The following is a 26,580-nucleotide window of genomic DNA, read 5'->3' on the forward strand; positions in this document are numbered from 1 at the left end:
GGATAGACTGAGATTCTACGCCCAACCCACTATACTTTTGTCCTCGAGAAGCATCTTTGCAAAATGGGTAAATCATCTGTAAATCGTCTCGCAGAAGTCACTCCTGCGGCGTCTGCATTAAGACGCCCGTTGCATTTGAGCCGCATCGGGTTTGTCGATACCACCGAGTTTGGCGCTACGCCGCGAGCGAAGCGTGCCATATTCCGAATGTAGACTTCCTCTGCTTCCGCAGGCTATGCGTACCGAGCGGGCCGAGCAATCGATGGTGGTTATACCAGTGCACCCATTCGAGCGTGGCGAGCTCGACGTCTTCGAGCGTACGCCATGAACGCCGATGTACAACTTCGGCCTTATACAAGCCGGTGATCGTTCAGTAATAGGAAAATCCGCGACCCACAGCGCGTTCGGCCGCTCGGCCCGGAACTGACGTTTGACCCGGTCCAGCGTGCACGGCACCGCATCATCGCGCTGCGTCGTCTTAATCCGGCGCCCACGCCGCACACCTTCGAGGCCCATCACCTTCATCAGGCGCGCAACGGTGCAGCGCGCGACGATCACCCCATCGCGCAACAACTGACGCCAGACCTTGCTGCGTATTTCGGACGAAGGTGACCGGCCGTTTCGGGATCGTGACCGACGATTTCGGCAACGTGGCCGTCCGGCGACCAAACTACTGTGGCAGGCGCTGCGAAACATCACCGCCGACTGGCATCGCGCTGCTCACGACTGGAAGGCCGCCATGCGCCAGTTCGCGATCCTCTACGAGGATCGCTTTACACGACCAGGCGCTTAGCCGTCAAACCATCATCGTCAATGTTTGAATAACTCAACTGCCTTGAACACGAAAACCCTGACAGTCCCGGTGCGAATGACTTTGACCCCGGCTGCAACTCGTGCGAGTTGTTCAGCTATGTCCTCGCCAAGTAGCTGCAATCAGCGGATACGACATACCAGCGGACACACATAAAGATCACATGAGGCGGATAGTGCAAACCCTCGAGCACCGGTGTGAAGTTCGAATTCAAACTCGTTGCCAAGTGTCCGATCGTTTGAATTGTCAGGCACATGATACATGACGCTTACTACCACAAAGCCGTCCCGGCTCTTCAGCTCGCGCATCCTCGGTTATCAATCCGTTCAGCCGGAACCCTTAGCTGATCCGCCGGCGCGTCATTTGCACCGGAACCTAATATTCCAGCAATCCCAAGCGTCGTGCCCAGTTACTCAGTTCTGCAGCATTGTGGGCATCAAGCTTCCGCATTAGGTTAAGGCGATGAGTCTCAACTGTCTTGAGACTAATCGTCAAAAGTTCCGCAACCTCACGATTACGCCATCCCTCAGCCACTAGCTTCAATACTTGACGTTCACGTAATGTAAGCATCGTCTCTCTTAATACACGCTCACCGACATCCAATGTTTCCGGCTTGAGAGCTGCGTCAATATAGCTCTTTCCCATCGCCGCGTGTTGAATCGCGGCAAGCAACACTTGCTGCGAACTTCGTTTGAGTACATATGCCAAGGCCCCGGCAGTAATCGCAGCGCGGACACGGCGCTCCTCAGTGGATGCGGTGACCACAACGATACGCAGTGTCTTCCAGCGACGTAGCAATTGATGAATAATGTCGATACCGTCCATGCCTGGCAAACCCAGATCCAGCAAGACCAGGCTGGGATTCAACCGCTGGCAAGCTTCACGAACCGCTACCCCATCCGAGACAACGCCTACGACTTCATATCGCGGTTGATTGGCAAGCAGATTGCGTATGCCATCAATGATTAGCGTATGATCTTCGACGATCAAAATGCGAAGTGGGGCAGCAACGACCATGCTAAATACTCCTTTACCCATTTGGGGCATTCCGAGGTGTGTTCTTCGAGTCGCGGCGCACCACCTATCCCGGTTTCTTCAGCGCCTTCGATAAGGCACTACTCAGAACCGAGTGGAGTGATACTAAAGCACCATTCGCTCTGCGCGCGCCCACACATTAATGACCAGTACGTGCAACGATCCGAAAATTGTTCAACGTCCTGATCATCCAAAAATACATCGAAGCTCGGAAAACCGTTCACGATATGACTTCCTCAGAGAGCTCGGAGCGAGCAAACATCTCGATCTCGACCTCGATCAATCGCATAACCACCTCCTGCACACTTTTTTGCATCATTCCAGTCCTACTTAGACCATTTTCGAGGTCTTCGATTGATTCACAGAGCGCTCGAAGTCCGGCCTGTCCAGCGACGCCCTTAAGCCTATGCAACATGGCAATATAGCTTTCCCTGTCTTGCGCGGACAAAGCCTCTCTTAAAAGCTGATAAGAATGCTGCAATTCGTTACCTATACAGGATGATCGCGCTTTATCAGCGATTAGCATGGGCTTTCCGCATTGAACGTTAGCAGCCAATTCCATCCCTCGCACTAGCTGCAGATCAGCCGCAAGATCAAGCGCACGCGCCAACATGGGCAAAGTAAGCGGTTTAGTCAAATACTCGTTGAAACCTGCTTGCAGCAGCCGTTCACGCTCACCGGGCTGTGCGTTTGCCGAAATCGCTATGATGGGGCAATCCGAATCCAGCATAGCGCTAGCCTCGTCTCGCCACAACAATATCGTGTCGATACCGGAAAGACTTGGCATGCGCACATCCGTCAGTACCAAATCGAAAACATGAGAGCACCCCAACACCAAGGCTGCCTCGCCACTTGCGGCTTCCCACACCTGATGCCCCTGCAGTCGTATCATCTGCCCAACTATTTCTCGATTCGTCTCAACGTCGTCTACGATGAGCACCTTTAGCGCCCACGCGGACATCGGAATTTCGCCATCAAGTGGATTATCATTCGACGTGGAGTCCAGCAGGAGTCGTTGACGCAGTTTTGCCGGAAGATAAACGAGTTCCGGTGCACTTAATGCTTCATTGTCACCTACAACGGGCCGAAAACCCCAAATACGCAACTGAGAATGCAATGATGCCGGCGCGGTGATTTCACCGCGATCTGATACCAATTGCAGATTGCCTCCTTCATAGGGTAGTTCAAGCTGGAAGCAGGCACCGCTATCGACAGGAACTAGATATAGATCGCCGCCCAACAACTGAGCCAAGCTGCGTGCGATTGTAAGGCCCAACCCGCTTCCAACGACATGGCTATCAAATTGCTTAAAAGGAACGAATACTTCATCCCACCACTCCGCTGGAACCCCGGACCCGGTATCACGCACGCTAAAATAGATTTTTCCATCCGCCCTCCAGGCCTGCAATGTCACACTACCTTGGCCCGTAAATTTGACAGCATTGCCGAGCAAGTTGATCAGAATCTGACGCAGTCGCAGACCGTCGGTTATCAGCAGTGGTGGGAAACTCGAAGCAAGTTCGACCCGTAGCGTCAAAGACTTTCTTAAAGCGGGTAGCTGTACATTAAGCATGGCCTCATCGATAAGAACGAACGGGTCCAATTCGCGTTGCGTCAGCAACACATACCCAGACTCGATCCGAGAAAAATCTAAAAGATTGTTTATTATCTCCAGCAAGTGATCTGCACACTTTTGCGCAGTATCTATCAAACTACGCTGATATCTATCACAAATAGTTGTATTAAGTAACGTCAATGCGCCAACGAGGCCATTGAGAGGAGTCCGTATTTCATGAGTAATGCTGGTTAGCTGGTCGCTCTTGTTCCTGCTGGCCCGTTCTGCACGACACTTGGCTTCGTCCAACTCAAACGTGCGCTCCTTCACTCTTGCTTCAAGCATCCCATTCTTCGTTTGTACGGCATCTAATAAGCCATTGTAGGCTTGGGCAAAATGACCGAGTTCGTCGTTCCGTTCCTGAGGCAAACGTAACTGCTCGTCAACGAGGTCCTGTGTCCGGATTGATTGAATGAAGATAGCAAGCGGGCGCCCCAGACGAGTCCATAGAATAATATAGATTAAGAGAATTGACAGGATAAACGATATAGCCGTTACCAGAAGACATACCTCCAGGTTCTTCCATGCTAGTTCGCGTAGCAAGACCGACGGATAGATGTAGACCATACGCCAGCCCGTCGACGTGAGCGTTGTGCAATTTACTTGCATCTCTCCTGCGCTTTGCGGGTGAGTGCCGTCGCATCTCGACAAAGCCCTCGCCAAATCCAAAGGCACCAATTCCGGCGACGGCGTCAGTTGTTTCCCTTGTTCATCTAGCCAGATAAACGAAGCGTCATTCATGACATCCAGGTGTGCTTGCGGAAAAAAACTCGAAGACAGTTTGACTGTAATACCTACAATCGCGCCCGTGCGAGCGTCCATACTGCCTACCGGAACATGCCACTCCCCACCGACGGTCCGATAGGGTTCCCCCCAGATCAGCTCGTCCTTGGCTAGCAATTGCCGCAGCTCAGTTATGTTGCGACGATCTTGGGTATCAGTTCCCGTACAGCACTCAGATACGCTATCAGCTCCCGCTATCGCGTAGCCCTGATTGAACAATACAAAAGTATTGACGAACTTTTCTATTCCCGAATTTCCGTATGTCTCGACAAACAACTTCGCGCGATCGATGAGATCTTGGTTGCCCTTGCGACTAGTTTTCTCTTCGACGTAGCGAGCCACCAGATATCGACGATTCTCAGAATGGCCGTCTGGTAGCATTTTCCAGCTTCTCAGTAGAATTCTAAGGTCGTTCTGTATGTTTTGTAGTTCTATGCGTTGTCGCGCCACATGACTTGCGATTTCTGCGTCCAAGTGCCGAAGGTACAGTTTTCGACTGTCTCGGAATTCGAAGGACAATGCGATAGTTGCACTCCCCAACCAGAAAATCGCTGTAGCGATTCCTAACGACAAACTAAGACGAAAGGAGAGCGAGTCTCTCAAAAGCAACCGTTTCATAGAAACTTCTCAGTGTCTTCGCACAAAAGATATTTTGAAAACACCAATGCTAGTGACCATCTCTTGGTTGGGTACAAAACGTTGCCGCCATCTTGTCGACTCGCATATTCTGCCAAGCGCGTTGGTGAGGCGCGGTCTCATATTGCGACACACACTTTTTTCTTTTCTTCGACTCCACGAAGTAACTTCGGAGCAGACCAATTTCGCTGGATTATGCGCACTATGCGCGCCTAAGCTCCGGACTGTTGAAGAAACTGCGCCGCGTACGCCTCAACGAATCGGTTTGAGCAAAGGCATACAGGCGTGGATCGGAACCGGCTAGTCTGTGCAACACGGGCCAGCTGGCTCCACCACACCAAAGCCACGTCGGCGAGGGCGCCGCTGTACTCGGGGGCCCTGGTTCGAGTGAGACGCAGCACGAATTGGATGTGAGGGGAGCGGCGTAGATCGCGAGGAACGTGGTGCCGCCTTGCCCACTGGTTTGAGCCAGTGCGACCTTCTGGATGGTCGGGAGCAGAGCCAGCGCCGTGCCCCGCCGGACTTTCGCGGTGCGCTTGCAGGACATGCTCCGGACACGGGCAAATTCGACGGCCGCGACCCAGGCTTGCCGAACTTCGTTCCAGACGAGGCGATAAGTATGATTCAAGGATGCGCGGAGCATGGCATGCCGTAAGAAATTGTCGGTTTATTATAGAAGTTGGTTAGAGTCGACAAGACAATTACTTTCCGTCCAATTGTGTCAATGTCTGACATGGCGAATGAATCCAATGGAACTCTGATATGCGTCAAAACCGTCCAGTTAAGGTCTTTTTCTGAGATACCGAACGGCGTAACGTAACGGCTATGGCGCGATCTAACGACTGGGACGCAGGTGACGGCCAGGTCGCAGGATCGCGACCATCTGTTCTTCCGTGGACCGGCTCTTCTTCACGACTCCCTTCCGAAAATTCCGTGGCAGGTCGGAATCTGATCGAGCAGTTCGACTTCACCGCGAGATACGAGAGCGTCAAACGCGTCGTTGCGCGCTTCTATAGGTTGATGACGAGCAGTTTGACTGCCTTGAATTTGGTCCGGGCCGAGGAAGCTCAAGACGAATATGATGGGGCGTGCCGACGCGCGAACCCAGGACGAGCAGGTGCCGGAGCCTGGTATCCGTCGGCGCATCCCGTCTTGAGCCGAAGTTGACGCGGTGCGAAGGTGTTTCCACCGTAAGCACCGGAGCTACGCGGCGGCGGAAGCAACAGGTGACAGGCTCGAGGCCGCGCAGCGCGAGTTGATCGAGCTATACCTGCGGCTCGATCTACCAAAGCACTGGGGCGACGGCAAGACGGTAGCGGCCGACGGCACTCAGTACGACTTCTACGACAATAATCTGCTTGCTGGCTACCACTTCCGTTACCGGAAAATGGGGGGGTCGCATACCGCCGCGTCGCCAACAACGATATCGCGGTTTTCCGGCATTTCATTCCTCCGGGCGTCTGGGAAGTGATCTATGTAATCGAAGGGCTGCTCAAGGCGGCCTGTCCGTCAAGGCCTGCACCGTGCATGCGGATACGCAGGGACAATTTGCCGCCGTGTTTGCGTTCACCCATCTGCTGGGCATCAAGCTGATGCCCAGAATCCGCAACTGAAACGATCTCGAGTTGTACCGCCCGTACAGCGACACGAACTACAGGCATATCGACAGCTTTTTCACGGCGACCATCGACGGGTGCTGATCGAACGGCACTGGCAGGAGGTCATGCAGGTGGCTATGTCGATCCAGGCGGGAACGATTGCTTCACCGTTACTGCTGCGCCGCCTTGGGTCGGAGAGCCGCAAGAACCGCCTGTATCTCGCTGCACGCGAACTCGGCAATGTCGTGCGGACGGCCTCTCTGTTTGAATGGTCGGCAGCCGGGAACTTCGCCAGGCCGTGACTGCAAGCACCAACAAGATAGATTCGTACAACGGCTTCGCGAAATGGCTGTCGTTCGGCGGTAATGTGATCGTGCGTATTTCGGCGAAGCAGAACAGAGATTTCGGTTGATGTCGAACAGGGTTGTCGCTAGAAGATGAAGAAGCGTTTCGGTTGAAGGCGAACAAAGACGTGGGTATTCCGAAACGGTTGTTTGATTTGCCGAAATGCTTGTTCGGATTCCCGGAATGAGTGTTCGGCAAACCGAAACGGATCGTCGACTTCGTCATGGCGGTGCTGCGTATGGACCAATCTGCCGGCATTAAGGTAGTCCCCTTTGGGAGTTATCGACGATGCCGGCTCACCGAACGAACATGCGCGGAATCAAGGGAGTGCTCCGTCTGAAGTGGGCATTGGATAGCGTCAAGCAGCACGGCCGGCTTACCGACAATCATTTTGGCCGGTCGACCGGAATGATTGTCGGTCGTTATCCGGTCATCGATGTCGCTCCTTGTTGTTGGTTGTCGCCGGATGATTGTCGGCGCCTGTTGTTCTGTTTGTCGCTGGCGGTGCGGAGCCTGTCAGAATTTTAGTGTGCCGAGGTCATGAGACGATAACGGGAATAGCGTCCTATGACCGAAGCCACCGTGATGAAGAAGAGCAAGAACCCGAAGGCACCGAAGCTGTTTTCCGATGAGCTGATCGACCAATTGCTTGCGCAAGTCGAGAACAAGGATGCCGAGTCGGTCCTGAGCGAATCGGGGCTGGCGGGCCAACTCAAGAAACAACTGGCCGAGCGTATGCTCGCAGCCGAGTTGAGCCACCATCTGGCAACCGAGACAGAGCAAGGCCAACCCGGCAATCACCGCGATGGCACCAGCCCCAAGACGGTCCTGACGCCCAACGGCGAACTGAACCTGGATATTCCGCGCGATCGGCAGGCGACGTTTGAGCCGCAATTGGTCGGCAAGTATCAACGCCGGCTGCCCGGCTTCGACGATCACGTCATCAGCATGTATGCACGCGGCATGAGCGTGCGCGAGATTCAGGGCCATCTGCTGGAGCTGTATGGTCTGCAGGTCTCGCCCGATTTGATTTCGACGGTCACCGACGAGGTGCTGGCCGATGTCGAGCAATGGCAGCAACGCCCGCTCGAGGCCATGTATCCGATCGTGTACTTCGACGCGCTGCGGCTGAAGATTCGCGATGAAGGCACGGGCAAGAACAAGGCGGTGTATCTGGCGCTGGGCATCCGCGCCGATGGTCGCAAGGAAGTGCTGGGTTTGTGGATCGAGCAGACCGAGGGCGCCAAGTTCTGGCTGAAGGTCTTCAACGAACTGAAGAATCGCGGCTTGCACGACATCCTGATCGCGGTGGTCGACGGCTTGCGCGGCTTTCCCGAAGCGATCGAGGCGGTTTATCCTGCCGCCCAGATCCAGACCTGCATCGTGCATCTGATCCGCAATTCGCTGAGTCTGGCGAGCTGCAAAGATCGCAAACCTCTGGCCAGCGCCATCAAGCCGATCTACCAGGCCGCCACAGCCGAGGCGGCGGCCGTGGTGCTCGACGCCTTTGCGCAAGCGAGTGGGGCCGCAAATTTCCGACCGTCGCGGCCATGTGGCGGCGCCAATGGGAGCAGGTGATTCCTTTTTTCGCCTATCCGCCCGAGGTGCGTCGCATCGTCTATACGACCAACGCCATTGAGAGCACGCACATGCAACTGCACAAGATCGTCAAGGACTGAACCGCGCCGGGTTTGTCGGAGACCGCCGAGTTTGGCGCTACGCCGCACGAGCGGAGAGCACCAGATTGTGATTGTAAGCTTCCTCTGCTTCCGCCGGCGACACGTACCCGAGCGGGCCGAGCAACCGATGGTGGTTGTACCAGTGCACCCATTCGAGCGTGGCGAGTTCGACATCCTGGAGCGTGCGCCATGAACGCCGATGCACATCTTCGGCCTTATACAAGCCGTTGATCGTTTCGGCCAGAGCGTTGTCGTAAGAGTCGCCGACTGTTCCGACTGATGGCTCAACGTCAGCATCCACCATCCGTTCGGTGCACCGAATGCCGAGATATTGCGACCCGTGGTCGGAATGATGAATGAGCCCGGGCGGCGGCTGGCGATCGTGCAACGCCTGGTTCAGCGCGTCCAGCACGAAGTCAGTCCTCATCGATGCCAACACGCGTCAACCGAGGATACGACGCGCAAACACATCGGTCACGAAGGCCACGTAGACAAAGCCCGACCATGTCCAGCAGTAGGTAAAATCCGCGACCCACAGCGCGTTAGCTTGATCCGGCGCCCACGCCGCACATCTTCGAGGCCCATCACCTTCATCCGGCGCGCAACCGTGCAGCGCGCGACCTTCACGCCATCGCGTAACAACTGGCGCCAGACCTTGCGCACACCATACACGCCAAAGTTTTCGTCCCAGACCGCCCGGATGAGGGCCTTCAGTTCAGCATCGCGACGCGCTCGCGCTGGCCATTGCTCCGGATCGCTGCGCCGCCCAGCATGCCGGTAATACGTCGACGGTGCGATCAGCAGCAGGCAGCAGATCGGCTCGATACCGTAGACGTCGCGATGCTCGTCGATGAACGCGATCATGGCTTCGATCGGCGGTCGAGCTCCGCCTGCGCGAAATATGCGGAGGCCTTACGCAGGATCTCGTTGGCCGTGCGCAATTCACGATTCTCGCGCTCCAGCTCCTTCAGACGCGTCAGTTCCGAAGTTGTCGCGCCCGCTCGTTGGCCACGCTCGCGCTCAGCCTGAATGATCCAGTTGCGAAGCCTCTCGCGCGACATCCCCATCTTCGAGGGCGATTGAGCGGATCGCCACCCCCTGCGTTTGGACTCGTCTTGGTGCTCAAACACCATCCGCACCGCCCGCTCCCGCACCTCATCTGAATATCGCGTCCCGGTGGGCTTCCTTACCTTGCTTTCGCTTTCCATACTTCAAATCTCCAATTACAGCCAAGATCCGAAGTCTCCTACATGCCCGGCGCGGTTCAAAGCGATACAGCCCGCCCAGGTGATTCTGCATTCGGACAACAGCGGCCCGACGAAAGGCGCGACGATGCTCGCTACCCTTCAGGCGCTGGGCGTCATGCCGTCGTTGAGCCGCCCGGGCGTGAGCAACGACAACGCTTACTCCGAGTCGCTGTTCAAGACCCTGAAGTACCGACCTGCTTACCCGCTCAAGGCATTCGATACCCTGTTGGCCGCGCGCACGTGGGTGGGCGAACCGGTGCGCTGGTACAACCAGCAGCATCGTCACAGCGCGATCCGGTTCGTGACGCCGGCGCAGCGTGATGTCAACCTCGATCAGGACATTCTGGATCGACGCGCGGCGCTCTACGAGACTGCCCGGCAATGCAATCCGCTTCGATGGAAAGGCCGCACACGCAACTGACAATGCGTCGATGCTGTGCGCCCGAACCCGGATCGAATCGACAACCAGAGCGACGCCCCACAACACCGAAATCAAGACAGAGAGGCTGCCTGAAATCTAATCGTTGAGGCGACAACTACCTTGAAAATTTCCGCATACTGGATAAGACTGACACGCCGATGACCCTCCCCCGTCTGGCCGTTGCGTTTGAACACTACAATGAGCGCCACCCGCACAACGCACCGAATTATCGCTCACCTCGCGAGTTCAGATGTGCAGCGGAGTCACCCATCTACCGGCGTCCGGCTGTCCTGAGTTACGGGGGAAAATCCTCCTCCTTTTTTTAAGGCTTCTTAAACGGCAGCGCGGCCGGGTACTACTGGCTCGGTCGGACGGCCCAATAGGTAGCCTTGAACCCACTGACATCCCGCGCGATCAACCAACTCAAAATCGCTCGGCTCTTCAACTCCCTCAATCACAACGATACTAGACAACTCTCTTGCCAGATCAGATATGCCGATAAGGCGTCCTTGCCCCCGCGCCCCGAGTCTCGCATTTTTCAGAAGCGAACCGTCTACTTTGATGATGTCAGGAGACTTAATTTCCATCCCCGTGGCCATACCGTAATGCACTCCGAAGTCATCGATCGCTATCTTGCAACCTAGCGCTTGCAAGCGCTGAACAAAGGAGCGCCCTTTACTTGGTACGAGGGGGGCGCTCTCGGTGACTTCTATCACAAGCCTCTCCGCAATATCTGGCCGCCGCCCGAGTTCCTCAAAAATAGGTAGCCACCAAGCAGCCTCGACCGCACTCTGAGCAGAAATGTTGCAACCAAGCACCATGCCCTGGTTTGCAGCAAGCTCGCCGATCACCGATCTAACCACTAACCGATCGAACGCGCTCACGAGGCCCGCACGTTCGATGCTCGGGATAAAACTTCCCGGAGGCATAACTTGATTAGTGTCCAGAAGGACTAATCGTGCTAGGCATTCATCATACAATACATCACTTGCCTTTCCAACACGTCGTATAGGCTGACGGGACAAGGCTAATCGATTGTTCGACACTGCTGACAAGACCTCCTCGGCTACCGCCATGTGCATTTGACTCTCTCTCGCCGGAATCTTCAGGACCCTCACACCCTGCACGCCCCCTGCAGCTGAAGCATGCACTTCCAACGCTGCTAGTGATAAGAGACCCTGCAGCTCCTTCGCTGGCGCAATCCGGGTCAAGATTCGCTCAATCGAAGCGTGTGTCTCCGAAAAACCCAGACCCGCCGGCAGCAGGCGAGGGAGTCTAATCTGCCCTGGCTCCACGAGAGCGACCACTGAGTCATCGCCAATAACGTCGTTGACGCCGTTGAGCAAGACACGATTCATAACGTGAATTACATCTCGAGCGTATCGCTGAACAAGTTGGCGGTAGTTCATGATATTCACCACAACATCCAACCGATCATTCTCCGAGATCTGCACCGAACGTTCGGCAGTGTTGAAATCGCTCACAAGATCCTCATTTTCACATTTTCCACCGCTCACAAGAGCCATAATCTCACCTCATCCTGGCATTCGCATGATTCATCGGTGAGCCGAAGGAAACGCGGAGCGATTTCATCGGAAATAATGGATGGTACAATACACGCCCCGGCACCCGCCAATCAGACCATTTTTGGTATGGAGGACAATTAACAATTCCTCTGCCATCGCTGGCGCCGACCCGTCACTTCCACTACACACGGCCCGTCAAGGCGTTCAACAGGCTTCTGTCGAATCAGGTATTGCTCTTACATCACTCCAGCGAATCTGCCGCCGCAAGCTCAACACTTAAACCGAACGATAGCATCGGTTCGTTTCAATAGTTTTTGAATTTGAGCTCGTATTATCTGCCAAATACACAATGTGCTTGTCTACCCGTGGTAGTCTGCCCTGTAACTCAAGGCAGGCGGACACCGTTCGATTGATGAATCCGCTGCACGCCTGAACTCATGAGCCGAACTATATTGGAGTTAGCGCGGTTTCATGGGCACCTCAGCTATATTCCGGCCGCCGAAGCTGAGGCAAGCGACTAACGTCAAGTTGATACGCCTGCCGCTGAACCCGACTTACCTAAAGCCACCCAGCCACCACGGTTCTCGGGGCGTTTCACTAGCCCTTACTGTTCACGAAAGACCAGCCATACATGCCTGCAACTGCTGCATCTGTGTCACTGCCGGGTACGTCTATTTGCGTGGGCCGGGCGTGGCAACGAACGGTTCGAGCTCGCGGGGCTCGCCGGTAGGTGGATCGCCGATTCCCGAGCCTGTTAGCAGGTTAGTCGATACCGTCGATGAACAGCTTTTCGCCGGACACGTGGGTTTGACTGCGAAGCGTCATCGGCAATGACGCCGTCCGGCGTTCGTATCACTTGCTGCACAAGCTATAACCGCTCCCATCCGGCTCCTGGGTTTTGTAGTCGTCACGCATCAGGTCGAGCGACACGCCTTTCCTGCCCGTCTCGGAATGTATCCTCGACCAGTCTGGCAACGGACGCGCCTACCGAGGCACCGGCGCGAACAGGCGGGCATCGTGTGCGAGCTCGTCAAATTGCAAGAGCTGTTCGGAGCCCAGTTGCGTCCCCTTGGTCTGTTAGAGTTGTTCTCATCTATTCGGTGCCGGGCCGCCGAATATTCTGGCGATCTCGCACTAGCGGTGCCGGTAGCCGCAGTGCAATCGTGGACTTCCTCTTTGCCGCTTGGATGATCTCGCCCTGGGAATTCGCACACTCGACAAAAACCGTCGAGAGTATCATGGTTAGCAAAACAAAGGTATTGACAAACGTGCCCCATGCAGCAATAGCCGCATGCTAACCCGCGTTGACTCCCCAAGCCAGGGCGGCCCCTGCCTTACGGAAAATTATACTGAATCTTACCCGTGCTTCACCCTTACGTTGCCGCTCCATCTGTCCGACTTCCTGTTCTATCAAATAGCGACTAATACACATCGACTCAACTATCCAAGCATCGATCGCGTAGCTCAGCGATTGCGCCTTCAAGTTGACCCTTGTGTTCAGAATCGACAAAGCATTCGTCTGGCAACAACTGAACAAGCTTGCTCAGCGCGTGTATCAACCGATATTGCTGCTCGGCGACAACAATCGGGAGCATCTCCGAAACCATGTCTGCGCTCACCCAAATTTGCTCCACCAGAACCACGACACTTCGCAATAGCGACTCCCCGTTTACCAGCGGAAGCGATAGTGAAGCAGCCATTTGACCGCAATGGGCCTCCAATCCGAGCATGAGTAGTAGTTGCTTTATATCGCCAATGACCGCGGCCAAATGGCTACCGACGATAGGCTGTCCGCTAATCGATAACTCGTACGCCAAGAGGCGCAACATCGCACGGAGCTTACGTTTTCTGTGCGCGCCCTCGCCGAGCGCACTCAGCCATTGCGACGGCTTCTGGCGCGATTCACTGGCCCGATGATAGAGACTCCTTAACTGACGGTGTAATCCGGCTGAATGCTCTCCACATTCAAGTACACCAAACAGCGACAACGCCATGTCATCGTCACCGGTCAACTCCTCTAAAGCACTCTCCAATTTACGCCGTAGTCGATTACTTGGCTTGCCTCTGACCAACACGCCCATGAGCATAAGCGCCATCTGCCCTGGGTCAGTCGTGTGATTCTGAAGCGCTGGCAATAACTCTGGCGCATCCAGCCATACCATCGATCCCTCTAGCACGTTTCCCAATTCAATTGAGTCATCGACGGCCATCTGTGCAAGGAGCTTCTGTGCTAACACCCGCCCACGAACACCTTCTTGACTGCCCGCGCCCCGGCGAGCGTCTCTAAGCCTACCGCCTAAGGCGAAAGCAAGGTCTTCTTGAGTCTCTTGTAGCGCGCTGCTCTTCGCCTCCCTCAGTTGTGACTGCGCGAGAGCGACGGGAGATACATCTCTAAGAGACTCGACCCTAGGTTTTTCGGAGAAGCTGTCATTTAAATCACTTGGAACAACAGGTATCTGCGCTTGATCCAATCTAAGCATGATTCACCCTCTCGCCTGTGTTTACTAACCGCTCTATCAATTTCGTCTGATACTCTCGCTGGTCAAGGTGTAAACAGAACAGCCCATTGTCCAACTTAGCCTGTCCGCCTGCGAGCTCCGCATCGGAGACGACCACCACTTCGGGCCTATCGGCGAAAATCAACTCTGCGGTTATCAATGCTGCAGGCTCCACATATAAGGTGAGCGCTCCATGTGGGAGTTGCTCCGCGACCTCGCGCTCGACTCGACGGAGCAACAGTTCGTTATGCTCGCTCTTACCCAGAAGTTTCTCGATAATCTGTGCAGTTAGTTTGCGCCAACGCACGGTCAGCTGACTGGCAATTTGCCTTTCCATATCATTCTCTGTGCACATCCACCGCACCGCGTCGGAGATGGCAGCATCACGCGCTCTGCGTTTCAGCAATTCCACCTCTTCTTCTGTCGCGCGCAACGCGGCTTCACGCGTGGCGATCGAATCCCTCTCCGCCTGCTCCAGCTCCGCTAACGCCCGTCTTCGAAGCGATTCGATTTCACTGCGCGCGGCGAGATTCGCAGCAGGAATCACATCCTCCGGAGGTAGAGTCCCCGGAAGCACCAGCATCTCGATATTCAACGGATTCGCACTCATAACCACCTGAGGAGCTTCTCCAAAACGGCTTCGGGTGCAGCGAAGGTACTCATGGTCCCGCCTGCCGGATCCCAGAGCAGACGGCATACGACTAGCGCAGGATCTGCAGAGCTACTCAACCAAGCGACGCCGGACCGCAAGGCGGTTCTCAGCAAATCCTCGGGCGCCACCCTTGCTTGATAGATAGAGTCTAAAGGCATCAGTGCTATCAATTGATCCAATGCCCGACTATCCAAGGTTGGCGATAGCGCAGTCCTGAAACGCCGGAGCACGAGATAGTCGGGGCACTGCAAAGAAATGAGACCCAATGCCGCGCACAGACATTCGCGACGTATTCGACTCGTTAACATCTCCTCTACCAGAGGACTCATCTTCGGAACCGGTCGCGTTTGCCCCAAGCGCCGAGCAATCATCTCATTCAACGTTGGACGGATCAATGGATGACGTGCGTAAGGCTCTTGCCACTTTGACAGACGTAATGTGCCCCACCAACCCGAGGCCATCTCCTGTCCTGGTTCATGCCACAACGAGTAAAGCCTACGTCGGCCCAAACTCACGCTGAAATCCCTTTCCGGTTCCATAGCCGCCAAATCACAGTCACAATTAGGAGCAGCAACAATACCCCTCCCGCTCCAACAATAAGCAAGCGTGACATCGACCCAGATGTTGCTTCAGGCATCTTTGCCGGCGTCATGTATCGGTAATCGGCCCGCTGCATGGTAAGACTAATTCGCCCCGGATCCAGACCCGGTATCCCGTTGCGTACAAGCGCGCGGATTTCAGCCTCGCGCATCGTAAAGTTGACATCCGGGCTGTACTTGATGAACACAGCCGCGGACGCTGGTTCTGTGGTCTCATCGTCACGCAGACTCCGTCTTGCCACTGCAACGTCGGCAACAATCACGCCGTCAATGCTGGATAACATCTTCTCTATCTGTTGACTCTTAAGATAGTTCAGCTTTGCTTCCTCCTGTTCCGGAGAAGACACCAACTGCCCTGACGGGAACAAGTCCTGAATGGTTGCAGTCTTGCGCTGGGGTAGGCCGTGTTGGCGCAATACTTCGACAGCGTCAACAAAACGATCGCTATCAACCGATAGACCGACGCCCTCCTTACTCGCTGTCTTGCTAGCAGGAATCTTATTGTAAATAAGCAAAGCTAGCATCTGGTTCGCGTCCGCCTCGTCCAGATTGCTGTAAAGCTCACTCTTGCAACCGCCAAGCACCAACAACGCCCACAGCAGCAAGATCCGAAGCCTCATTGCATACTCACCAGTTTATTTACTGTCTGAGTCAGTAAGCCAGCAACTTTCGCTGTCAGATCTGCCCCTACGGTCACCTTCGTTAGCTCCATCTGCGCCGCAAGTAAGGCATCAGGAGAACTCACAGCTTCCGGGTTATCAAGCAGAGCAGCGAACCGCTCCTTGGCCGCGTCGGACGGCACGGTTGCCGATGACTGACTCACTTGCAAAACTGCAGATGCGGCACCGATTAAAGGCAGAACATTCATGAATTAATCTCCCATCATGGTTGCTTCAAAATCGCGCGGAGAACCCCACATTCAGGGACATCAAGCGTAGTTAATCGTGCGGCGGCTGCCCGCCGATGCCCGAGCCCAAACAACAATATCGCCTCGACACGAGCTACCTGTGAAGAATCATTGACTAGATCCGGAACTGCAGCGAGAATATCCCTTATCTCGGGGCGCAACCCGTGATTAACGGCGGCGAAACCGGTCTCGACTATCAGGCGAACGACATCAGGCGACGGTGATCTCATTGCTCTCATCCGATCTTTGATATAACACCCATCATCATGTCCTTGAGTGCTTTCAACACGGAACTCTCATAACCGAGCATCACGGAATATCGGTTCAATTCGAACTGCGCCTTAAGCATATCTTCCGGATTGTTTACCACATCAGACCTCATCGCGGCGTCGGCATCGCTAGCAATACGAGTGATCTGATTACCCATCCCTGCTGCAATGGCATCTATGTTCATAGTACTTTCCCTTTCGTGAGACGCTGCACTGGCGCGTGGTTCCCATAAGAGTGCGTGTTCTCGCGAACACCACGGGGTGAAACACCAAAATGACGCCGAAATCGATCTGAAAAATGGGCGGCGTTCCCAAAACCAGATTCCAACGCAACATCAATTATTTTCTTCGGTGATGTCTCTAGTAACAACTTAGCATGCTCAAGCCGCTGCGCTAGTAACCAATGCTTGACTGAAACACCGAACTTATCCTTGAAGAGTTCATTGAATTTTCGTTGCGACAATCCAAGTGTGTCGGCATAGCGTGAGACCGGCCAATGCTCCAACCGATGGTTGTGCACAAAATCGAACAAGCTTCTATCGGCCGCCACGATATGGCGCAGTAGCGCTGTGCAACGATAGCCGTCCTGAGTCAAGCTATACGCGAGCACGAAACGTAGCATCGCCTCGGCATCGACCTCCGCAAGCTGCTTGACCGCCCGCAGCACGTCCTCGCTGGCTGGAACTGTAACAATCGCATCGACTCTTACACTATGATGGCCGCCCACCATCAGCTGCTGGAGTTCGCGAAACACCGACTGCACACTTGCCGTTGTAAAGTGGAATGCTTTGCAATCCAAAGGCAAATCAACCGTAGGGGAGCCAGCCACCAACAGCACGCACGGCCCTACCACCGCCGGCCCTTCTCTAACGATCCGAAATTCGCCCCTCTGTGCAAACGGAATAATCTGTAGCGTCGCCATCACGTATCCCTTTTTTACTATGAAACCATGATCGCGCGGACGCAGGACACGTGCTATCAGGTCATGGCCTGAATTGGATACCGCTACGATGACAACGGTTCCATACAATATCGATCACCCGCAACGCCGCTTGACAAGCCAAGTGCTGCCGACTCAACGCGAGTAAATGAGCAGCCGGCTGCTGTGGCTGGCGCTGTCGTATGCAAATTTCGTCGATTGCAGCCTCCAGCGTGAGGCGCAGCTCACGACGCCAGACCCCAAGGTTGTCAGCGGATAGTCGATCTTCGAGTTCAGTCAGTGTGTGCATTCAAGCCTCTCAGTCGATTGAAGTAGTTGCATATTTCTACTCAACGCTGGGACGACAGGAAGAGCAGACGATGATCGTTAGTAAGTGAAATGCCCGTTGGGTTGATGTCGACGATGCGCATACCTCCCAACACCGCACTACCGGGCTGCAAGCGAGTCCCATTCGCTAGCTCCAAGAACGGCTCGTCCGCATTCCCACTGATGCTCGAGATTGCCGCCGGCAAGTAGTCCGCGGCATGCACTATGCTCGCCACGCTGACGAAGCGCAACGAAGTAGCACGCCCAGGCTCAGCGTTCCACAGAGCAACGACATGCTCGAGCGCTGTCTGGCGTACCGGGTCCAATTGTCCGGATAGAACCCATCCTTGCTCACTTCGAATCGCACTAATTCCTCCTAGAAGATTTGCTGCCCGCAACCGGGCGAGCAGTTCGGCCAGCTCACTCGCTCTACCGTCCGAGAGCTGCCAGTCGCGCAAGCCGGGCATCTTGTCGAGCGCCTCGACCAGCACCGGAAAGAGCTTATCGTCTCGCACTGGCCCATCAATATAGATGTGGTCGCCGTCAGTCAGCGTAACCGATGCATTGCTGTAACCGTAATCAGCCAGCAGCGCGCGCACCGAACGTTCCAATTCGTCGTCACAAACCGCCATCTGTTGTATTCGCACGCCCTGCGAACGCAGTTGCTCGATTGCTGAGCCCAGTTGCTCCGAGTTTCGACAACGTCCAGAGAGTACCAATGTCCCATCATCCAGCCAGCGCGCCCCGAGCTCGGGATGGCTACGCTGAACTCGCGCTACCAGATCGCGCGCCACGCGCGCACCGTCTGGCGTCACTTGAGGCCTGAGCAGCCAACCCTGCGCGCCATCCAGTCGCAGCCCGTCCAGTCCGGAGACGAAATCTCGGCTCCGTGAGACCACGTCACCGAGAGCGAGGCGAGCGCCAGACGCCATGGGCCGAGTCAGAACCCAACCTAAGCCTGCAACTAGAACAATTAAGACAGCAACCGTCAACCAACCGCGTCGCTTAGGACTTCGTCGCCGCTTAAAGCTCAGTTCAGGTAACGGAGCATCTGTGACACCAAACGTGAAGTGCAAGCCGGCCAGATCGATAAACCTATGTTGAGGCAGCGGCCCAGACCGGTGTGGGCGTCCGGATACCCAACAAGGTGTATCAGTCAAAAGAGTCAGTTCTTGTATCGATACATTCAGCTTAGCAGTAACCTTACCGTCTAGCGGCTGGGCCAAGTCACATTCGTCGTCTCCAACAGTGAACGAGCCAAGCGGGAGAAATAGCTCCCGACCGGAGAGTGGACCGTTGAGCAGCTTAAGCTTGAATCTTGCCTCCATAGAATAGCCCTCACCCGAGAGACAACGGCTCAGCTTTTATCAAAAAGAGACGCACTACACTGCGTTCACTTTGCTCGGTGTTACGGAACAACCTGCCCAATAGGGGAATATCGCCCAATAAGGGGATCTTGCGAAGTCCCTCTTGCTTCTCGTCCTGAACAAAACCGCCGAGCAACAGTGCCTGACCTACGTTCAGGCTGGCCTGCGTGGCGATTTCCGCGCTCTGAATTTGTGGCAACGCCTCGGTACGGCTCAATGGCTTGTCTTGACGGCCGTCCTGGATATTGAGTGTGAGCAAGACCCGATCACCCCCGTCTTCATGAATTAACCGTGGCGTTACCCGCATCAACGCGCCTGCGGTGACTGCCTCAAGCTGCGCGTTCTTCTCGCTCACTAGCTTTGTGTAGAATGTGATACTACGATCTAGTACAGCCTGGACGTTGTCTAAGGTTACAACAGATGGGCGTGACACGATCTTTGCTTTTGACTTTTCCTCTAAAGCGCTAAGACGCACCATAAAAGCACCAGAACTTGAAACCAAGGAAGAAAAGCTATCTGACGCTAGCGCACCTCCACTGTTGAATCTGATCGCTCCTCCACCAATCCGAGCTGAAGCCGACCAGTCAATGCCGAGTTCGTTGATGTCCGAAGCATTAACATCAATGATAGACATTGAGATCTCGATCAGCACTTGCCTTCGATCTAACTGTGGAATCAAATCGGCGTATAGCGCTAGGTTCTTTCTACGATCACGAACCAACACTGCATTTTGGCGGGAATCCGCGGAAAACATCGGGAGTCCGCTCGCGTCCACCGGTACAGGCGTCTTGTTGTCCTGCAATGGCAGCGCCCTCCCTTGTGTCATGTCGCGCAGCACCGACACCACACCAGGCACCACAACGGCTTGGTTACGATACGCATAATTGGTGTCGGCCGCATTTGCGTATTTAAGGGGGAAAACGGATATTGCTTCCCTGTTCTGCTCTTGATTCAGATTCTGCTCGTCAAGCTGCTTTGCGAGCGCAGACACTCGAGCCAAACACACTGGCACACCACTGATCTGCAGCGCATTAGCGCTCCCCATGCGACTCAGTCGACAGGAAGCATCGTCTAACAAACCACTCGACTCGATGAAACGTGACAGTTCCGATCCGCTCAAATACACCGGAGCGAGCAGCGCCTTATCGACCTCCGTCGCTTTATAAACGTAAAGGGCACTCCCGTCGTAGTATGGCAATAGTTGATACAATCGCGCCAGGTCCATAAGGGCGCTTCCACGCGGCTTGTCATGCAACTCGCCAACATAGATTTCCGTGATTTTCGGGCTAACCACCACTGGCAAGCGATAATTCGAGCCAAGACTCTTAAGCACTGATGCGAGAGTAGAGGTCCGACTAGATACAAAGAATGGTGGGCCCTGCCAAACGATAGGTTGTGCGCTCACAGAAAACGCAATGAGTATGATAAGGGCTGGATATAGTTGCCTCATGCGTACCTTCCCGCAATCGGCAAAGGAACCGCGTCGGCGCCGCTGCTCAAGGCCAACAAGGCCGCAAGTGCCAATTGTTGCTTGAAGAGCAAATCAAGTTCAGTCTCTGTGAGTGACACCGGATATCGACGTAGCAACCAGAGTTGCGATTCTGCTAGGTAAAGCGAGTCATCAGACACTTCTGGCGTAGCAGCAAGGAGCAGACAGGCTTCAGCTGCGCGGTCGGGCGGCCGATCCAGCGTCATAGCTATTGTCACTCCGTTCACGAAACTGCGGGCGCGTATTGCACGTGCACCGAGCTCGCCAACTAGAACTGTCGAGGCTATCGCCCAATGCGGCGCGACGATTCGTGCGGCCAGCCAGTTCAATACACGAAGAGGGTCAATCATTTTGTCCATGGGCTCTATGCTGCCAATATATGTATGAGCAGCGCATCCGGTCTTTACCTGAAACTTACCACGGCCTACCCCTAAACTCAGGTCTCGACCGGATGCAAACGAAGACCGACACAGTTGACAATGCGTCAGCCTCTTGGCTTGGACCATCGACAGTCAACACTTCGATATAGTACGTGCCATTTTTGCCCGGGGTGGACCATGTGAAACGGGTCGAGACAATCGGAGCGCTTGTGCTACGTGTACAGCTGATATTCGTTTGATATAAGTAGACCGAGTGCTCGATAGTGTTCACGCGTCCCACCTTCGCCAAGGTACGTTTGTTTTCCGTATCTGACTGGCAATCGGATGTTAAGGGTCTAGGGCGGTGGTACGAAACCCGATCGACGAATGACGAGAGTAACGGTTGTGAACCGCCTCAATGCGGCAGAACAGCTCCGTGACGGTGGCACGTTTCGCGGCGTAACATCTTCCGTGCAGCCGTAGGTCCGCCAAACTTCTGGAGCAATTTACTGTAGGAGTGAAGCTTCGGGCCCGTACGTCGTAACTCATCGAGCTGGATTCGTCCGAGCGAGGGACTTAAATTCGAAGGATATTATTTTGGCTCTTAGGAAGCGAGACACACATTGTATCGGGCGCCGGTCTTCCACAGACGCATGCCTGCCGTTCGGCGTCAGCTCGCTGTCCCGATCTCGCTTTCATTGGGTCGCCACACATTCTAAAAGACGCAATATCCTATCCGAACGCGAGATTCGAGTCGCGCAACGAGGGCTCACGCTTGATAGCGCTATAGTCGGTCGACGGCTTACGACTGCCTCGGACATGACTGCGCCGCGCGGCGCATGGTACTCTATAGCGTGAAGCGCAAGTACCTTACTTATCATGGATACTTCGCGTGGCAAAGGATGTCTTATCAAAGCTCAACTTTTGGACGCGATGTTTCCCTGGCTGGCTTCGCTTTTTGACACCGTTCAGCTCGATCCACGCGAGCAAGTGCCCATCGGTCAGCCTATGTGTCGCGACAGAGCTTACGCACCGCTAGTCGCGCCAGCTAGATATGCTCCCTGCGAAGAGTTCAATCGGAGCAGCGAGCGGCTAAAGTACGCGCGGCCCTATGCGAGCTGTATTTTGGGCATCCCGCTGCCGATTGTCTTCTGCGCTTCGAACCCGGAAGCTCGCTCGATTTGTCTCTCTCCGGGGCGCTAGCTGATATCCAACCGTTGCTTTTCGAGCAAGCTGCGTACCACTTGATAAGGGCATTCCGATCTCACGTACTCGACCGATCAGCCTTGGTCCCTTTTCACGATCGGTTCCATAACGGGGCGCACGCAGATCCGGCAGAATGTGCCCTGCCTTGAGCGTGATTCTCTGCGCCGGTTTTGGAGGATGATTCCAAGCGCATTTGCGAAGCAGTGGAGGTCGGCAGCTCTCCTGATCGAAAGGGCAGAGGGCCACTGGTGAGCATAGCTATATTGCGCTAAAGAGGCATAAAGCCAGCGAGGTAGTTATAGCCTGTTGATTAGAAGACGCCGTACAGCTCAGCGAATGCATGTGATAGGACTCGTCCATCAACAATGAGACAAACCAACGATCAGGTCTGGCGGTCGCCCTCCTGCGCAAGCAGGTACTGCATAAGCAAATTATCATGAACATTGCCAACCAATCCATCGAACTGATTTCCTTGCTGGTTTTGTTGTCGCTGCTGCCACTCTTAGTGGTGATGGGTACGTCATTCCTTAAACTTTCTATTGTATTTTCGTTGCTGCGCAACGCACTTGGAATTCAGCAAATTCCTCCGAATATTGCATTGTACGGACTAGCACTTGTTTTGTCGTTATTTATTATGGCGCCAGTAGGTCTGGCGGTCCAGAACCGACTTGCCGTCTTGCCTGCGGATTCGGGTCTGTTGTCCCGATTAACAGACGACACACTTGATCCGTATCGGGAGTTTCTTCTCAAACAAACAGCTCCAGCACAGCTCAAGTTCTTTCGCGATACGGCTCGCAAGAATTGGCCATCGGAAGTGCGAGACCGAGTGCGCGACGACTCGCTACTGTTGTTGATCCCCGCATTCGCCATGAGCCAAATTGTAGAGGCGTTCAAGATTGGTCTATTGTTGTTTCTTCCCTTCATTGCGATCGATTTAGTGGTTTCAAATGTCTTGCTTGCGATGGGAATGATGATGGTGTCGCCGATGACAATCTCGCTTCCGTTCAAGATACTGGTTTTCGTGCTAGTCGGCGGTTGGGATCAGCTCCTCAGCCAACTGTTACTATCTTATCGTTAAGAGGCGAGCCTTGTTTTTGGCTCACGTCTAGTAGAAAGTAGTTGAATTTTGCTCTACCCGAGATGCTGGCATTATAGGAGCCTCTTCATCCTTTTGATGAGGAAGCGATGGACTGGGAAGCATCGTTCGACGAGTAGCTGGACACATAAACGACACAATTGGGCACAGTGATCGTCGTGCCGGCCTCGAGGGTTGAGCCGCGGGCGGCCCATCTCGAGCCGCACCGCGTAAGCGCGCGGCACCAGTCTCTGCATCACTTCGTTTCAAAGTCCGAATGGTCTGACGCCGCATTAGTTGAACAGGTTCGTCGCTGGGTATTGCCGCACATGAATCCCTCAAGCGGGCTGTATTGGATCATCGACGATAGCGGTTTTCCGAAGAAGGGAAAGCACTCGGTGGGCGTGGCGCGGCAATATTGCGGGCAGTTGGGTAAGCAGGGCAATTGCCAGGTAGCCGTGACCCTGTCGGTAGCCACCACGGAGGCGAGCCTGCCCGTCGCTTATCAGCTTCACCTTCCGAAGGAATGGCGGACGATCCGGCGAGACGGTGGTTGGCAGGGGTTCCCGAGGAGATTGGGTTTGCGACCAAGCCGCAGATCGCCATCAAACAGCTGCGCGAAGCACGGCAAAGCTGTGCTCCGAATGGAGTGGTGCGGACGGATGCGGGCTATGGGAACTACACGGCGTTTCGTGACGGCGTTAGTGAAATGGGCCTGCAACACGCCGTGAGTATCCAGTCGACCACCCGCGTATGGCCACCGGGCCTCGTGCCACTGGCTGTCGAATCTCCAACAGGCAAGGCTGGCCGACCGAGAAGCCTCAGCGACGGGTACCGGGACATAATCCCGTCGCAGTAAAAGAGCTTGCGCTTGCGCTCGAACCATCCCGCTATCAGATCGTTTCGTGGCGCGAAGGTACGCGTACCGCCCTGAGTTCCCGCTTTGCGGCGTTGCGCGTGCGGGCCTCGCACCGCGATTATTGGAGGGCCGCGCTGCGCGATGAAGAATGGCTGCTTATCGAGTGGCACAGTGGCGAGCTCGAACCAACCAAATACTGGCTTGCCAGACGATACGGCGGTCGTACATCTCGTTCACGTTGCCAAGACGCGCTGGCGCATTGAGCGTGACTACCAGGACCTCAAGCAGGAGTTCGGCCTTGGACACTTCGAGACGTGGGTGGCGCAGATTTCATCATCACGCATCGCTAAGCATAGCTGCCTGCGGCTTCCTTGCCGCACAGCGCCTTAATGAATGCGGTAAAATAAATCCGCAATCCGCAGTGCGCCTGCATTACCCACGGACTACATCGCGCGCGGCTCCCCAGCGAATGCAGCGACACGTACCTGACTCGATCCCAACGCTGCTCTGGCGGAATTGCTGCACACATCACCAGGCGATTGAAGAGATGTCCGTATTGCTCCGTTATCTCAAACGCTTTTCGACATAGTATTACTTGTTGGTCGTCCGCTACTCTATCGCGGACGAAAGCCCGGCTAAGCCAGTGAAGTACTCGAGGATTTTGCAGCGATGCCGTCTTCGGCGTTACGAATTGGAATGACGGTCGCTACGCAGCTTCAAAAATTGCCTCATCAGCGAAGTTGGTCCTGCCACTCTTCCCGGGAGACGCACGAAGTTCAGTGAGTTAAGCTTGATAAAATGTCCGCGCTGGCCGTTCTGGCGAGCGATTCAATGCGAGCTGGCGGCGGCCTCCATTACGACGTTACAGTGCTGAAGCGCGGCGAAGAATGCGAGCCACTGCTCGCGTGAAAGCGGCTTTCGGAACTCCACTTTGCCAACGAGGTCTTGGTCGAAAATTGAAAGGAATGTCGCCCAGATAAATCCTGATCATCGTAACGATTGTCGTGATAATAGCCGCCCGTAAAGGGCGTCTCTTTCACAAATTTCACAAAATGTCTAACAATATGTTTCCGTTCCTGAAGCCTTTCCTTTCCCTTGCGCGACTTGCGGCCCACGGAGTGGTTCTTTTGGTCGGGTCTAGCGCTTTTGTTTTTTTCAATGCTATGGCGAGGAGGATCAACGATATTTGGCAGATCAAACGCATACACGAAAGAGCTTATGCGCGAAAACAGGAAAGTCGAACGCTTAATGGAATACCACAACATTATGGCAATGCCACCGCTGTTGCATGCAACTGCTATTGGATAGAGCCACATCCAAGCTTCGCTGCCGACGTCGGCAGCGCAGCGCTGCTCGCTCACTTCGGGCTTTTCGAACAGCTAGCACCAATGCTTTGCATTGCATTGGTTATTGCACTGGCAGTCGCCTCGGTTTGTGGACTTTTTCACTTACTGCTACGCAAGCGACGGCCTGCGCCGAGCAGCTCTACCAAATCGGATGCAAGCGACAAGAAAACAGGGTGATTCCGATTTCCCCAAGGCTGCTCACACTGAAAGCGGCGCGAATCAGTGTCGGTGGCATGCGACACCCAGCCAGCTGCCTCGTCAAACAAAAAGGACGCGCCCGCTTTGCTAATGAATGTCCTACGAGATCTTGCGAGAATCTCCTCTCAAGAGCATCGTGCATGAAACTTAATTTCGGGAAGATACTTTGCCGTTGGTGACCTTCCCCCGTTTGACGAATCGGGGGTGCGGCTATTTTCTTGGACTGAGTTATGCCGCGATTGCAAGACTCTGCGGGTATTCGACCGGGCTCAGGGAGCCGAGCAAGAGTTTGATCCGTTTTGCGTTGTACCAGCGAATGTATGAGTCAACGATTTCGATGAATTGATCAATGGTCGTAGCTCTCCAATCACGAGTGCGTATTTCGGACGAAGGCGACCGGCCGTTTCGGGATCGTGACCGAACGAACCGGACGGCAGGACCGGCGTTGCGCATGACATCAACCACGCGAGCTATGCTCGCCGGCTTTTGCCGGAGAGAGCATGCCCGCGCACCGGATGAACATGCGCATGATCAAGGACGTTTTACGACTTAAGGAAGGTCTGAATAACGCCTTTTGAAAGCGACTGTGTGCCACATTCGAATTCGGCGTGTCTTAAGAGATCGTTTATCCAACGATCGCGATGATAAAAGTCGCCGAAAAATTCACTTCCATTGTCTATCTGGCGCTGGGCATCCATGTCGAGAGTCTCTTTAGTGAAATCGTCGACGATTGTCAGGCACTTCAGGCGCCGTCCGCTGGCAAGCGAATCCATCTCGAAATTGATTGACCAAACCTCATTGGGTGCATTCGGCA

Annotated in this window: 18 protein-coding genes, 9 pseudogenes and 1 other annotated feature; of the genes and pseudogenes, 6 read left to right on the top strand and 21 right to left on the bottom strand. The window is 54.7% G+C overall.

Features of this window, described 5'->3' with window-relative positions; translation table 11 throughout:
* Positions 1-29: 29 nt before the first annotated feature.
* The 4 genes and pseudogenes from IAG25_RS41855 to IAG25_RS42375 all read right to left on the bottom strand — a co-directional run.
* A pseudogene (locus IAG25_RS41855) lies at positions 30-588 on the bottom strand (IS3 family transposase); the annotation flags it as partial.
* Positions 589-1,186: 598 nt separating this feature from the next.
* Positions 1,187-1,828 (bottom strand): two component system response regulator, encoded by a 642-nt coding sequence (locus IAG25_RS39045; protein WP_187609618.1) that lies wholly within the window; start codon positions 1,826-1,828, stop codon positions 1,187-1,189.
* A 238-nt stretch (positions 1,829-2,066) separates the two neighbouring features.
* Complete coding sequence (locus IAG25_RS39050) at positions 2,067-4,862, bottom strand: two component system sensor kinase (protein ID WP_187609619.1); 2,796 nt, start codon at positions 4,860-4,862, stop codon at positions 2,067-2,069.
* A 220-nt stretch (positions 4,863-5,082) separates the two neighbouring features.
* Positions 5,083-5,523 carry an ESPR domain-containing protein gene (locus tag IAG25_RS42375; RefSeq protein WP_375336573.1) on the bottom strand — a complete coding sequence of 147 codons (441 nt, stop codon included), beginning with the start codon at positions 5,521-5,523 and terminating at the stop codon, positions 5,083-5,085.
* Between the two features lie 528 nt (positions 5,524-6,051).
* Here IAG25_RS42375 and IAG25_RS41860 point away from each other — a divergent pair.
* The 3 pseudogenes from IAG25_RS41860 to IAG25_RS39065 all read left to right on the top strand — a co-directional run.
* Positions 6,052-6,473, top strand: a pseudogene (locus IAG25_RS41860) (Tn3 family transposase).
* Positions 6,437-6,780 (top strand): annotated as a pseudogene (locus tag IAG25_RS41865) (Tn3 family transposase). Before IAG25_RS41860 ends, IAG25_RS41865 begins: the two co-directional pseudogenes overlap by 37 nt.
* Positions 6,781-7,408: 628 nt before the next feature.
* Positions 7,409-8,496: pseudogene (locus tag IAG25_RS39065) on the top strand (IS256 family transposase); the annotation flags it as partial.
* A gap of 43 nt (positions 8,497-8,539) precedes the next feature.
* On the opposite strand, the pseudogene IAG25_RS39070 reads toward IAG25_RS39065, so the two are convergent.
* Positions 8,540-9,710, bottom strand: a pseudogene (locus IAG25_RS39070) (IS3 family transposase).
* Positions 9,292-9,408, bottom strand: a sequence feature (AL1L pseudoknot). (Overlaps the previous pseudogene by 117 nt.)
* A 79-nt stretch (positions 9,711-9,789) precedes the next feature.
* Between IAG25_RS39070 and IAG25_RS39075 the strand changes: the two are divergent.
* Positions 9,790-10,167: pseudogene (locus tag IAG25_RS39075) on the top strand (integrase core domain-containing protein); the annotation flags it as partial.
* Between the two features lie 335 nt (positions 10,168-10,502).
* On the opposite strand, the gene IAG25_RS42190 reads toward IAG25_RS39075, so the two are convergent.
* The 13 genes from IAG25_RS42190 to IAG25_RS39140 form a co-directional block, all read right to left on the bottom strand.
* A complete protein-coding gene (locus IAG25_RS42190; RefSeq protein WP_187609622.1) occupies positions 10,503-11,654 on the bottom strand; it encodes an EAL domain-containing protein in 1,152 nt (383 codons plus the stop codon).
* A gap of 1,478 nt (positions 11,655-13,132) precedes the next feature.
* Positions 13,133-14,176: an HrpJ domain-containing protein gene (locus tag IAG25_RS39085; protein WP_187609623.1), complete on the bottom strand. Its 1,044-nt coding sequence runs from the start codon at positions 14,174-14,176 to the stop codon at positions 13,133-13,135.
* A complete protein-coding gene (locus IAG25_RS39090) occupies positions 14,169-14,789 on the bottom strand; it encodes a hypothetical protein (protein WP_222946851.1) in 621 nt (206 codons plus the stop codon). The genes IAG25_RS39085 and IAG25_RS39090 overlap by 8 nt, the downstream gene beginning before the upstream one ends.
* Before the next feature lie 11 nt (positions 14,790-14,800).
* Complete coding sequence (locus IAG25_RS42380) at positions 14,801-15,385, bottom strand: type III secretion system domain-containing protein (protein WP_187609625.1); 585 nt, start codon at positions 15,383-15,385, stop codon at positions 14,801-14,803.
* The gene (gene sctJ, locus IAG25_RS39100; RefSeq protein WP_222946853.1) at positions 15,358-16,050 is read right to left on the bottom strand and encodes a type III secretion system inner membrane ring lipoprotein SctJ; all 693 of its coding nucleotides are present in this window, start codon (positions 16,048-16,050) and stop codon (positions 15,358-15,360) included. Before sctJ ends, IAG25_RS42380 begins: the two co-directional genes overlap by 28 nt.
* An 11-nt stretch (positions 16,051-16,061) precedes the next feature.
* Positions 16,062-16,313, bottom strand: coding sequence for a type III secretion system inner rod subunit SctI (gene sctI / locus IAG25_RS39105; protein ID WP_187609627.1), 252 nt, complete (start codon positions 16,311-16,313; stop codon positions 16,062-16,064).
* Positions 16,314-16,327: 14 nt separating this feature from the next.
* Complete coding sequence (locus IAG25_RS42385; protein WP_375336574.1) at positions 16,328-16,591, bottom strand: EscG/YscG/SsaH family type III secretion system needle protein co-chaperone; 264 nt, start codon at positions 16,589-16,591, stop codon at positions 16,328-16,330.
* Positions 16,588-16,806 carry a type III secretion system needle filament subunit SctF gene (gene sctF / locus IAG25_RS39115; RefSeq protein WP_187609629.1) on the bottom strand — a complete coding sequence of 73 codons (219 nt, stop codon included), beginning with the start codon at positions 16,804-16,806 and terminating at the stop codon, positions 16,588-16,590. Before sctF ends, IAG25_RS42385 begins: the two co-directional genes overlap by 4 nt.
* Positions 16,803-17,543 (bottom strand): AraC family transcriptional regulator, encoded by a 741-nt coding sequence (locus tag IAG25_RS39120; RefSeq protein WP_222946854.1) that lies wholly within the window; start codon positions 17,541-17,543, stop codon positions 16,803-16,805. The genes sctF and IAG25_RS39120 overlap by 4 nt, the downstream gene beginning before the upstream one ends.
* Positions 17,544-17,604: 61 nt before the next feature.
* Complete coding sequence (locus IAG25_RS42390) at positions 17,605-17,850, bottom strand: EscE/YscE/SsaE family type III secretion system needle protein co-chaperone (RefSeq protein WP_187609630.1); 246 nt, start codon at positions 17,848-17,850, stop codon at positions 17,605-17,607.
* A gap of 40 nt (positions 17,851-17,890) precedes the next feature.
* Positions 17,891-18,661: a type III secretion system inner membrane ring subunit SctD gene (gene sctD, locus IAG25_RS39130; RefSeq protein WP_187609631.1), complete on the bottom strand. Its 771-nt coding sequence runs from the start codon at positions 18,659-18,661 to the stop codon at positions 17,891-17,893.
* A gap of 544 nt (positions 18,662-19,205) precedes the next feature.
* Entirely contained in the window at positions 19,206-20,684 is a 1,479-nt protein-coding gene (locus IAG25_RS39135) for an EscC/YscC/HrcC family type III secretion system outer membrane ring protein (RefSeq protein ID WP_187609632.1), read from the bottom strand.
* Entirely contained in the window at positions 20,681-21,082 is a 402-nt protein-coding gene (locus IAG25_RS39140; protein WP_187609633.1) for a protein EsaB, read from the bottom strand. The genes IAG25_RS39135 and IAG25_RS39140 overlap by 4 nt, the downstream gene beginning before the upstream one ends.
* Before the next feature lie 1,642 nt (positions 21,083-22,724).
* Here IAG25_RS39140 and sctR point away from each other — a divergent pair.
* Together sctR and IAG25_RS39150 are read left to right on the top strand one after the other, a co-directional pair.
* Positions 22,725-23,366 carry a type III secretion system export apparatus subunit SctR gene (sctR, locus tag IAG25_RS39145; RefSeq protein WP_187609634.1) on the top strand — a complete coding sequence of 214 codons (642 nt, stop codon included), beginning with the start codon at positions 22,725-22,727 and terminating at the stop codon, positions 23,364-23,366.
* 107 nt (positions 23,367-23,473) lie between these two features.
* A pseudogene (locus IAG25_RS39150) lies at positions 23,474-24,711 on the top strand (IS701 family transposase).
* 365 nt (positions 24,712-25,076) lie between these two features.
* Here IAG25_RS39150 and IAG25_RS39155 read toward each other — a convergent pair.
* The 3 genes and pseudogenes from IAG25_RS39155 to IAG25_RS41270 form a co-directional block, all read right to left on the bottom strand.
* Positions 25,077-25,583, bottom strand: a complete 507-nt coding sequence (locus IAG25_RS39155; RefSeq protein WP_187609635.1) for a hypothetical protein — start codon at positions 25,581-25,583, stop codon at positions 25,077-25,079.
* A gap of 411 nt (positions 25,584-25,994) precedes the next feature.
* Positions 25,995-26,195 (bottom strand): annotated as a pseudogene (locus tag IAG25_RS39160) (IS3 family transposase); the annotation flags it as partial.
* 266 nt (positions 26,196-26,461) lie between these two features.
* Positions 26,462-26,580, bottom strand: a pseudogene (locus IAG25_RS41270) (IS3-like element IS407 family transposase); the annotation flags it as partial.

The organism is Caballeronia sp. EK (genome assembly GCF_014384845.1).
Lineage (GTDB): Bacteria > Pseudomonadota > Gammaproteobacteria > Burkholderiales > Burkholderiaceae > Caballeronia > Caballeronia jiangsuensis.

Bases quoted from the DNA above. Each gene is read 5' to 3' on its own strand.
- IAG25_RS39120 (WP_222946854.1), bottom strand. From the start codon at position 17,543: ATGGCGACGCTACAGATTATTCCGTTTGCACAGAGGGGCGAATTTCGG.
- sctF (WP_187609629.1), bottom strand. From the start codon at position 16,806: ATGAACATAGATGCCATTGCAGCAGGGATGGGTAATCAGATCACTCGT.
- IAG25_RS42385 (WP_375336574.1), bottom strand. From the start codon at position 16,591: ATGAGAGCAATGAGATCACCGTCGCCTGATGTCGTTCGCCTGATAGTC.
- IAG25_RS42380 (WP_187609625.1), bottom strand. From the start codon at position 15,385: ATGGAACCGGAAAGGGATTTCAGCGTGAGTTTGGGCCGACGTAGGCTT.
- sctI (WP_187609627.1), bottom strand. From the start codon at position 16,313: ATGAATGTTCTGCCTTTAATCGGTGCCGCATCTGCAGTTTTGCAAGTG.
- IAG25_RS39135 (WP_187609632.1), bottom strand. From the start codon at position 20,684: ATGAGGCAACTATATCCAGCCCTTATCATACTCATTGCGTTTTCTGTG.
- IAG25_RS39045 (WP_187609618.1), bottom strand. From the start codon at position 1,828: ATGGTCGTTGCTGCCCCACTTCGCATTTTGATCGTCGAAGATCATACG.
- IAG25_RS42375 (WP_375336573.1), bottom strand. From the start codon at position 5,523: ATGCTCCGCGCATCCTTGAATCATACTTATCGCCTCGTCTGGAACGAA.
- IAG25_RS39050 (WP_187609619.1), bottom strand. From the start codon at position 4,862: ATGAAACGGTTGCTTTTGAGAGACTCGCTCTCCTTTCGTCTTAGTTTG.
- IAG25_RS42390 (WP_187609630.1), bottom strand. From the start codon at position 17,850: ATGCACACACTGACTGAACTCGAAGATCGACTATCCGCTGACAACCTT.
- sctR (WP_187609634.1), top strand. From the start codon at position 22,725: ATGAACATTGCCAACCAATCCATCGAACTGATTTCCTTGCTGGTTTTG.
- IAG25_RS39140 (WP_187609633.1), bottom strand. From the start codon at position 21,082: ATGGACAAAATGATTGACCCTCTTCGTGTATTGAACTGGCTGGCCGCA.
- IAG25_RS39085 (WP_187609623.1), bottom strand. From the start codon at position 14,176: ATGCTTAGATTGGATCAAGCGCAGATACCTGTTGTTCCAAGTGATTTA.